Consider the following 9,934-nt stretch of genomic DNA (forward strand, 5'->3'; position numbering starts at 1 on the left):
AAATTTTTATAGATGAGAAATTTTGCGTTATTTAGCGTCCTTGAAAGCAAAAGTGTTTTTAATAAAGAAGGAACAAAAAAGAAATTCAAATAAGTTTTTTAACAATGTAGATAGTTCTTGTTTTTCCGATGTATAATATTTTTGATTTTCATAAAAATTAAATACTTTTAACCTAAATTAACTAATTAAATTTAAAACAAAACGATGAAAAGATTATTTTCTATTTTAGCAATTGCAGGGCTTATGACTTTTGGAAGTATTCAAGCTCAAGAAACTTCTGCCGACTCAACTGTAGCCGCTACAACAGAGCAAGTTCAAGAAACAGCCGAAGAAACAATGCCAGCGGTTACTTCTGACGATTCTTCTGAAGAAAACCTTTCGTTTACACAAGGTTTGAAAAAACGTTTTATTGAAGGTGGACCTGCCTTTATGGGAATTGTATTAATCTGTTTAATTTTAGGATTAGCAATTGCAATTGAAAGAATTATTTATTTAAACTTATCTACTACTAACACTAAAAAATTAGTTGCAGACGTAGAAAGCGCGCTACAATCAGGTGGAGTAGAATCTGCTAAAGAGGTTGCTCGTAACACAGCTGGGCCAGTAGCGTCAATTTTTTATCAAGGTTTAGACCGTTACAGCCATGGTTTAGATTCTGCTGAAAAATCAATCGTTGCTTACGGTGGTGTACAAATGGGACAATTAGAGAAAAACGTTTCTTGGATTTCATTATTCATCGCTTTAGCACCAATGCTTGGTTTCATGGGAACAGTAATTGGTATGATTGAAGCGTTTGACCAAATTCAATCAGCAGGTTCAATGGAGCCATCTTTAGTAGCTGGTGGTATTAAAGTAGCGTTATTAACAACGGTATTTGGTCTTATTGTAGCTATTATATTACAAATTTTCTACAACTATATTATTGCTAAGATCGATTCTATTGTAAACGATATGGAAGACGCATCTATTAGTTTAGTAGATATTTTGTCTGATTATAGCAAAAAATAATAACCTATAAAGATAAATGAGTATGCACAAATTAATTAAAATAGTAGCAATTGCTATTTCGGTTATCAGTCTTATCTTTTTAGGATTGTTAATGGCAAATGGCGATGGCGAAGAGAATGCTTGGATTTCGCCTTTAATTTACATTTCATATATAGTACTTTTTGCTTGTGTAGTGTTAGTATTGTTGTTTGTATTTAAAAATGTATTTTCAAACAAAGAAACTTTAAAAAGTACTTTAATAGGGTTAGGTTTGTTTTTGGTCGTAATCTTAATTTCATACATTTTAGCAGACGGCTCAGAAGTAATTAGCTCTAATGGTTCTGTTTTAGCACCAGCAGGCGCTACATCTAAATGGGTTAGCGCAGGAATATATGCTACATTTATACTGGCAATAGCAGCTATTGGCACTATGGTATGGGGCGGATTAACAAAAATTAAAAAGTAATTATGGCAAGAAGACAAGCACCAGAGGTTAATGCCGGTTCAATGGCAGATATTGCTTTCTTACTATTGATATTTTTCTTAGTTACTACAACTATTGGTGTAGATCAAGGAATTAACCGATTATTACCTCGCTACGAAGATAACCCGCAAGAACCTAAAATTAATGAACGTAATGTTATGCGCGTGCTTATTAACAAAGACAATCAATTGTTAGTAAACGAACAATTAACAGACGTAAAAGACTTGCGCCAAAAAGCTATCGATTTTCTAGAAAATAATGGTAATGGAAGTTGTGCTTATTGTTTGGGTAAAAGAGATCCTAACCAATCGGATAGTCCAGAAGATGCCGTAATTTCAGTAATGAACGATGGACAAACCACATACGATGCGTACATTAGAGTACAAAACGAATTGGTTGCAGCCTATTATTTTTTACGAGATAGAGAAAGTAAAAAGCGCTACGGTGTATCTTTTAGAGAAATGGAAAATGTTTACAACGATCCAGCTTCAAAAGCTATAGAAGGTCAAGTAGAAGCATTAGAACCAAAAGTAAAAGCAATTCAAGAACTTTTTCCTATGCGTCTTTCAGAGGCTGAATCGAAAAAGAACTTTTAATACTTAAATTTTAGAAACTATGTCTAAATTTAAAAAGAAAAAATCAGGCGATTTACCTGCAATTTCTACAGCATCGTTACCCGATATTGTGTTTATGTTGTTGTTCTTTTTTATGACAGCAACCACAATGAAAGATAGCGATTTAATGATTGATAACAAATTACCAAAAGCAGATCAAACAGCAAAATTGTTCAAAAAGCAATATGTAATGTATATTTATGCCGGTAAACCAAGTGCCCGTTACCAAAGCACTTTAGGACAATCAGATAGAATTCAATTAGCAGATAAAATTGCTTCGGTTAACGATGTAAGAAACTTTGTAATATCGGAAAGAGCACAGCGAAATTCAGAAGACGAAAATTATCTTACAGCTTCGTTAAAATTCGATAAAAATGTTAAAATGGGATTAGTTCAAGATATTAAAGAAGAGTTGCGTAAAATAAACCAGCTAAAAGTTAATTACACAACTAATCAAGGTAATCCTATAGAATAAAATCTTTTTGTTTTACTATAAAAAAAGGTGCGTTTAACGCACCTTTTTTATTACTTTTATAAAAAAATACAAGTGAAAATTAATTGTACACTTCTTGTTTTGTTTTGCAGCCTTTTATCTTGGGCGCAAAAAACTACAGATAAAAACGAACAATCTGTATATAAAGTTGTGGATTCGTTATTTCGAGAAGATCAGTTTTATTTTTCTATTAGCTATAATTTAGTTCAAAACAGACCTAGTGGTTTTAAGCAATATTCTTTTTCTTCGGGTTTAACCGCAGGTTTTCTTCGCGACATACCATTGTCTAAAGACCGTAAATGGGCAATTGCACCAGGTTTAGGATATTCGTACAACAATATTAAACAGTTTATAAACTCGGCAGATGTAGTAGAAAATCCAGATGTAATAGAAGACATACGAACTAAAATTAGTACACACGGTATCGATTTGCCTTTTGAAATTAGATGGCGCAATGCAATTCCTACCAATCATAAATTTTGGCGTATTTATACAGGTTTTAAAGCAACCTATTTAGTAGATGCTACCCTTAAATTAGAAACAACAACAGCAAATGAAACGCTTAAAGTTCTAGATAACGTAAACCGATGGCAATATGGAGTTTACATTGCAGCAGGTTTTAACACATGGAATTTTTATGCACATTACGGGTTAAATCCTATTTTTAAAGAAGGGAATAAAATGACAAACTTAAACTTCGGTTTTATGTTTTACATTTTATAAATAAAAAAATAAAAACTCCAACACAAATACTGAAAAATAAAACCCAAAAAAGCACCTAGTATAAGTTCGTTTGCTGTGTGCGATTTCATATATAACCTAGAAGAAGCAACTAAACCTACACAAACAACAGCAAAAGCAACACTATTAATATACGACAATTCAAAAATATAGTTAATTGTATAAATAAAAGTAGCTAGTGCCGAAATTCCCATCATATGCAAGCTCACCTTATAATCGGCTAGTGTTATAATCCACGCGGCGAAAGAACAAAACAAACCACCTAAATAAAAGTAGTATAACTCTTCCATGCCAGTATAGTTTTTTAAACTAATTAAACAAAAAAGTAAAATTATTTGTACCACAATAGGTACTTTTCTTTCGGCAACCGTTGCTTCCGTAAACGATTTTACTTTTCCTAACGAAATCAATAAAAAAAAGATAGCCAAAGGCAACAACACGGTTATTATAAAAACTTGGAGTAACGAAAAAAGCTGATTTTTAGTAGAAATAGCATGCGGTGCTACTAAAAAATAAAAAAAAGTCCCGTATAGCGTAATAAATATAGGATGAAAAACATACGAAAAAAAAGGTAAAAACTGTCTTAAATTCATCAAATAGGTTCTTTTTTTATTAAAAGCGAATCATTACGAACGTTTGTTATCCATTTTCCCGCTGTACATTTCAATATTTTGTTTTGCTCAAAAACAAAATGATTTACATTTCCATCGGGGCTAAAAAGGAAGCCATTTTATTGATGTAAGCTTAAATTTTCTTGCGTAATCGCGCCACAGGAATATCGAGCTGTTCTCTATATTTTGCCACCGTTCTACGCGCAATAGGATAACCTTTTTCTTTTAATATTTCGGCTAATTTATCGTCTGGTAAAGGTTTTCGTTTGTCTTCTTCTTCAATTACGTTTTGTAATATTTTTTTAATTTCAAGAGTAGAAACATCATCGCCATCGGCATTTTTCATAGCTTCGCTAAAAAACTCTTTAATTAATTTAGTGCCGTATGGCGTATCTACATATTTACTATTAGCCACACGCGAAACCGTTGAAATGTCTAAACCAACCATATCGGCAATATCTTTTAAAATCATTGGTTTTAGTTTGGTTTCATCGCCTTCTAAAAAATACTCTTCTTGGTAGTGCATAATGGCATTCATGGTTACAAAAAGCGTTTCTTGGCGTTGTTTAATAGCATCAATAAACCATTTTGCCGAATCTAATTTTTGCTTGATAAATTGTACGGCATCTTTTTGTGCACTCGATTTTTCGTTAGTGTCTTTATAACTTTGCAGCATTTCTTGGTAATCTTTAGAAACGTGCAATTCGGGTGCATTTCTACCGTTGAGCAATAATTCCAATTCGCCATCTACAATCCGAATGGTAAAATCGGGCACTACATGTTCAATAGGTTTTTGGTTGCCGCTGTATGCACCACCTGGTTTCGGATTTAATTTTTCAATTTCATCAATCGCCTTGCGCAATTGCTCTTTTGAAACATCAAATTTTTGCAACAATTTATCGTAATGTTTTTTGGAAAATGCATCAAACTGATTTTCTATAATATCTAAAGCTAAACTAACGGCGTCAGTAGGTGTTTTATGTTTGAGTTGCAATATCAAACATTCTTGCAAATCTCGGGAAGCAACACCTGCAGGATCTAGTTCTTGCACTACATTTTTTAAAATACGTTCAACGGTAGCTTCATCGGTATAAATACCTTGAGTAAACGCCATATCATCTACCATATCCTGAATACTTCGGCGAATATAGCCCATATCGTCAATACTACCTACGATAAATTCGGCAATATCGCGCTCGTCATCATCTAAAATAAACGTATTGAGTTGATTGATTAAATCTTGATGAAACGTAACGCCAGCAACAAATGGCATAGATTTATCTTCGTCATCATCACTATAATTATTCGCTTGATATTTGTAATCGGGTGTTTCGTCGTTGCTTAAATATTCGTCAATATTAATATCATCGGCATCAATATGCTCGTTGTCATAATCATCGTAATCGTCGTTTGTGTTGTCCGAAAAATCATCGATATCAACCGTATCTTCTTTACCGCTTTCTAACGCAGGATTTTCTACAAGCTCTTCTTGCAAACGTTGTTCAAAGGCTTGAGTTGGCAACTGAATCAATTTCATTAATTGAATTTGTTGCGGCGATAATTTTTGCGAAAGCTTAAGCTGTAAATTGTGTTTTAACATTTACTTTTATAGTTAGAAAGTTTCAAGTTCCAAGTCTAAAGTTACAAAATCTTTTCTCTATATTCTATTCTCTTTTCTCTAGAAATTAAAATTCTGCGTTTTGGGGTGTTCTTGGGAAAGGTATTACATCACGTATATTGGTCATTCCTGTAACAAACAATACCAAACGTTCGAATCCTAAACCAAATCCTGAGTGAACGGCTGTTCCAAATCTACGCGTGTCTAAATACCACCACATTTCTTCTTCAGGAATGTTCAAGGCTTTCATTTTTTCAACTAAAACATCGTAGCGTTCTTCACGTTGCGAACCACCTACAATTTCCCCAATACCAGGGAATAAAATATCCATAGCTCGTACGGTTTTTTCATCGTCGTTTAAACGCATATAAAACGCTTTAATTTTAGCTGGATAATCAAATAATATTACCGGACATTTGAAGTGTTTTTCTACTAAAAAGCGTTCGTGTTCACTTTGTAAATCGGCACCCCATTCTTCTATTAAATAGTTGAATTTTTTCTTTTTATTTGGCGTTGAATTGCGTAAAATATCAATAGCTTCGGTGTAAGAAACTCGTTTAAAATTGTTTTCTAAAACGAAGTTAAGTTTTTCTAATAGCGACATTTCACTGCGTTCTGCTTGTGGTTTGTTTTTTTCTTCGTCTAGCAAACGTTGTTCTAAAAATTGTAAATCATCAGCACATTTATCAACTGTATAGCGAATAACGTATTTGATAAAGTCTTCTGCCAAATCCATATTGGCATCCAAATCATTAAAAGCTACTTCTGGTTCAATCATCCAAAATTCAGCCAAATGGCGCGAAGTATTTGAATTTTCGGCTCTAAATGTTGGTCCAAAAGTATATACTTGCCCAAGCGCCATAGCGTAGGTTTCTGCTTCCAATTGTCCCGATACAGTAAGGTTGGTTTCTTTACCAAAAAAATCTTCTTTGTAATTTACTCTTCCTTCTTCGTTACGAGGTGTATTATCAAATGGTAACGCAGTAACTTTAAACATTTCACCTGCACCTTCAGCATCGGAACCTGTTATTATTGGCGTATTTACATAAAAAAATCCTCTTTCTTGAAAATATTGATGCACGGCAAATGACAATACCGAACGCACCCGCATAATAGCACCAAAAGCGTTGGTACGTACACGTAAATGCGCATTTTCACGTAAAAATTCTAACGAGTGTTTTTTAGGTTGAATCGGATATTTTTCGGCATCGCTATCGCCAAGAATTTCTAGTTTTTTAACCTGAATTTCTACTTTTTGACCTTTACCTTGACTTTCTTGTAGTGTTCCAGTTACCGAAACTGCAGCAGATGTCGTTAATCGTTTTAAGGTTTCTTCGGGTGTGTTTTCAAAATCGACTACACACTGAATATTGTGAATAGTTGAACCATCGTTTAAGGCAATAAACTGATTGTTTCTAAAACTGCGTACCCAACCTTTTGCGGTTACTTCTTGTAAAATATGTTTTGGGTTGTTTAATAAATCGACAACTTTACTATGTTTCATTTTTTGTGAATTTTATGCAAATATATTAGTAAAGTTTAAAAGTTGAAAGTTTACTAGTTGAAAGTTTGATTGTAGAAAGTCTAAAGTTGATATGTTATAAATATTTTTTGTTGGTTCTCGATACGCTTCGCTACTCGAACTGACGAAAGGCAAAGTTTACCAGATCGTCACTTCGAGTATCCCGACGCATTGTCGGGATGTATCGAGAAGTTCTTCTTGTAGAAGCAAATCATATTTATTGCTACACGGTTCTCGATACGCTTCGCTACTCGAACTGACGGAAATTAGATTTTTCAATCCTCTTTATCCTCTGCTAAAATATCGATAGTAGGCTCTGGAAATTCTTTCTTATTGGCTACTTTTCTTTCTAAAGAAAGCAATAACGACGGAAGCAACAGCAAATTAGAAAGCATAGCAAAAAGAAGTGTCATAGCTACTAAACTTCCTAAGGCAACCGTTCCGCCAAAACTTGAAAGTGTAAAAACCGAAAAGCCAAAGAACAATACAACAGAGGTATAAAACATACTTACGCCTGCTTCGCGAACCGTTGCATATACCGAACGGCGAACTTTCCAATGGTTGGTTTTTAACTCTTGACGGTATTTGGCTAAAAAGTGAATGGTATCGTCAACCGAAATACCAAAGGCTATGCTAAATACTAAAATAGTTGAGGGCTTTATAGGAATTCCTAAATAACCCATAATACCTGCGGTAATAATTAAAGGTAAAAGGTTAGGAATTAACGAAATAATTATCATTTTAAACGAACGAAACAAATAAGCCATTAATAACGAAATAAGAAAAACGGCAAATAATAACGATATCACTAAATTATGAACCAAGTAGTGTGTTCCTTTTTCAAAAACATAAGCTTTACCAGTCATGGTTACCGTATAGCGTTTTTCAGGAAAAATTTTATTTATTTTTTCTTGTAAACGTTCTTCAATTTTTGCCATTTTATCGGTGCCAATATCGCGCATAAAAGTAGTTACACGAGCATATTGCTGGGTAGAATCGACATAGCTTTTTAGTAAATTTTGACTTTCTTTTTGGGTCGAATTTTTAATATACGATAAAATAAACGCTTCCTCTTGCTTGGTAGGCAGTTCATAATATTCGGGATTTCCGTTGTAAAAAGCTTGTTTTGAATATTTAACTAAATTTACAACCGAAACAGGTTTCGATAATTCCGGAATTTCGTCTATGGTTTCTTGCAACTCGTTTATACGTTTTAATGTGCTACTTTTTAGCGCACCTTTTGGCCGTTTAGTATCAATCATTATTTCGAGAGGCATTACCCCATCAAATTCGTTTTCGTAAAACACAATATCTTGAAAAAAACCTGTGTTTTTGGGCATATCTTCAATAATACTACCCGATATTTTTATTTGATAAATACCAATAATTCCAAAAACTAATAAACCAATGGCTGCTGTAAAAATAGCTAGCGAACGATTGCGAATTGTATTTTCTAACCAGTTTACAAACTTATTAATGTAATTTTTGCCCAAATGCGCTAGGTGTTTTTCTTTTGGCATTGGCATATAACTGTAGGCAATAGGAATAATTATTAAACACAATAAAAACAAGAAAATAATGTTTAACGAAGCCACAATACCAAACTCTTTCAATAGTTCGCTTTCGGTTACCATAAAAGTGGCAAAACCAGCAGCGGTTGTAAGGTTGGTCATTAAAGTAGCGTTTCCTACTTTCGAAATTACACGCTGTAACGATTTGGCTTTGTTGCCGTGTTTTTTTATTTCTTGTTGGTATTTGTTAATTAAGAAAATACAGTTTGGAATTCCAATTACAATAATTAACGGTGGAATTATAGCGGTTAAAACCGTTATTTCATAGTTTAATAAACCCAGTGTACCAAACGACCACATTACGCCTACAGTAACTATACACATAGACAGTAGTGTAGCTCTAAAACTTCTAAAGAAAAAGAAGAAAATTAGCGAAGTAATGCCCAAAGCCGCAGCCACAAAAATTCCTATTTCGTCTATAATACTTTGCGAGTTTAGCGTTCGTATATAAGGCATTCCCGAAACTTTAATATCGAAACCGAGTTGTTTTTCGAGTGCTTCAATTTTTTCGTTGCTTAAATATTTTATAATAAAATCTTTGCGAACAGCAGTATTTACCACATCTTTGTTCATATAAATTGCAAAGCGAACAGCGCCCGATTCTTTATTAAACAGCATTCCTTCGTAAAAAGGCAAATTGTTAAATAGTTCGGTTTCTTTTTCTTTTAAGTAATTATCTGATATTTTTTCGTTTACAACAAATGGAACTAATTTGAATTTTTGGTTAACCGTATCTTTTTGTAAAACCCTTAAATCTTCAATTGAAATGGTAAAATCTACTGCTTTATCTTTTTTTATTTTCGAGACAAAATTTTCCCACGCTTTGTAATTTTTTTCGGTAAAAAAGCTATCGTCTTCAAAACCTACTACAATAAGATTTCCTTCTTCGCCAAATTTTTCTAAAAAAGCATTGTATTGCTGATTAACCTCGTGATGGTCGGGTAAAAGGTTGGCTTCGGTGTAGGTAAAACGCATGTTTTTCCATTGCGATGCCATAAAAATGGTAAAAACAACTAAAAGTATTAAAAGTAAAATTCGATTACGAAGAATTCTACTTGCTATATAATCCCAAAAACTGGTACTTAACCACTTAAACATAGTTCAAAAAAATTGAACTGCAAAGGTACGTTTTTGAAATTAGAAACTTTAGTAAATTTTCAGGAAAATTTGTTGAGTATATCCATTATGCGATGTTAAGAGAGAAGGTACGAACTTTCGGAAAGTGTACATAAACAAATAATTAACAAACATAATATTTTAACAAAAAACGATACTATAAACTACTTTTGATTG

The 9,934-nt window shown here is 33.2% G+C and carries 9 protein-coding genes; 5 read left to right on the forward strand and 4 right to left on the reverse strand.

Going from position 1 to position 9,934, the window contains the following annotated elements:
• Positions 1 to 204: 204 nt before the first annotated feature.
• The 5 genes from R2808_RS03430 to R2808_RS03450 all read left to right on the forward strand — a co-directional run bounded on the left by R2808_RS03430 (position 205) and on the right by R2808_RS03450 (position 3,301).
• On the forward strand, positions 205 to 1,008 hold the full coding sequence (locus tag R2808_RS03430) for a MotA/TolQ/ExbB proton channel family protein (RefSeq protein WP_371269558.1): 804 nt from the start codon (positions 205 to 207) through the stop codon (positions 1,006 to 1,008).
• A 22-nt stretch (positions 1,009 to 1,030) separates the two neighbouring features.
• Complete coding sequence (locus tag R2808_RS03435) at positions 1,031 to 1,453, forward strand: hypothetical protein (RefSeq protein ID WP_371269559.1); 423 nt, start codon at positions 1,031 to 1,033, stop codon at positions 1,451 to 1,453.
• A 2-nt stretch (positions 1,454 to 1,455) separates the two neighbouring features.
• Positions 1,456 to 2,067 (forward strand): ExbD/TolR family protein, encoded by a 612-nt coding sequence (locus R2808_RS03440; RefSeq protein ID WP_371269560.1) that lies wholly within the window; start codon positions 1,456 to 1,458, stop codon positions 2,065 to 2,067.
• A gap of 19 nt (positions 2,068 to 2,086) precedes the next feature.
• Positions 2,087 to 2,560, forward strand: a complete 474-nt coding sequence (locus tag R2808_RS03445; protein ID WP_371269561.1) for an ExbD/TolR family protein — start codon at positions 2,087 to 2,089, stop codon at positions 2,558 to 2,560.
• Between the two features lie 72 nt (positions 2,561 to 2,632).
• On the forward strand, positions 2,633 to 3,301 hold the full coding sequence (locus tag R2808_RS03450) for a porin family protein (protein ID WP_371269562.1): 669 nt from the start codon (positions 2,633 to 2,635) through the stop codon (positions 3,299 to 3,301).
• On the opposite strand, the gene R2808_RS03455 is transcribed toward R2808_RS03450, so the two are convergent.
• From R2808_RS03455 to R2808_RS03470, 4 genes are all read right to left on the reverse strand, one after another.
• Positions 3,289 to 3,915 (reverse strand): hypothetical protein, encoded by a 627-nt coding sequence (locus tag R2808_RS03455; RefSeq protein WP_371269563.1) that lies wholly within the window; start codon positions 3,913 to 3,915, stop codon positions 3,289 to 3,291. The genes R2808_RS03450 and R2808_RS03455 overlap by 13 nt on opposite strands.
• Before the next feature lie 148 nt (positions 3,916 to 4,063).
• Positions 4,064 to 5,530, reverse strand: a complete 1,467-nt coding sequence (rpoN, locus tag R2808_RS03460; protein WP_371269564.1) for an RNA polymerase factor sigma-54 — start codon at positions 5,528 to 5,530, stop codon at positions 4,064 to 4,066.
• A gap of 85 nt (positions 5,531 to 5,615) precedes the next feature.
• Positions 5,616 to 7,052: an asparagine--tRNA ligase gene (gene asnS, locus R2808_RS03465; protein ID WP_371269565.1), complete on the reverse strand. Its 1,437-nt coding sequence runs from the start codon at positions 7,050 to 7,052 to the stop codon at positions 5,616 to 5,618.
• Positions 7,053 to 7,345: 293 nt separating this feature from the next.
• Positions 7,346 to 9,739, reverse strand: coding sequence for an RND family transporter (locus R2808_RS03470; RefSeq protein WP_371269566.1), 2,394 nt, complete (start codon positions 9,737 to 9,739; stop codon positions 7,346 to 7,348).
• Positions 9,740 to 9,934 lie beyond the last annotated feature (195 nt).

This window comes from Flavobacterium sp., from assembly GCF_041392005.1.
Taxonomy (GTDB): Bacteria; Bacteroidota; Bacteroidia; order Flavobacteriales; family Flavobacteriaceae; genus Flavobacterium.

Excerpts from the sequence above, each read along its gene's own strand:
- R2808_RS03435 (WP_371269559.1), top strand. The coding sequence starts at position 1,031 with ATGCACAAATTAATTAAAATAGTAGCAATTGCTATTTCGGTTATCAGT.
- asnS (WP_371269565.1), bottom strand. The coding sequence starts at position 7,052 with ATGAAACATAGTAAAGTTGTCGATTTATTAAACAACCCAAAACATATT.
- R2808_RS03445 (WP_371269561.1), top strand. The coding sequence starts at position 2,087 with ATGTCTAAATTTAAAAAGAAAAAATCAGGCGATTTACCTGCAATTTCT.
- rpoN (WP_371269564.1), bottom strand. The coding sequence starts at position 5,530 with ATGTTAAAACACAATTTACAGCTTAAGCTTTCGCAAAAATTATCGCCG.
- R2808_RS03440 (WP_371269560.1), top strand. The coding sequence starts at position 1,456 with ATGGCAAGAAGACAAGCACCAGAGGTTAATGCCGGTTCAATGGCAGAT.
- R2808_RS03430 (WP_371269558.1), top strand. The coding sequence starts at position 205 with ATGAAAAGATTATTTTCTATTTTAGCAATTGCAGGGCTTATGACTTTT.
- R2808_RS03470 (WP_371269566.1), bottom strand. The coding sequence starts at position 9,739 with ATGTTTAAGTGGTTAAGTACCAGTTTTTGGGATTATATAGCAAGTAGA.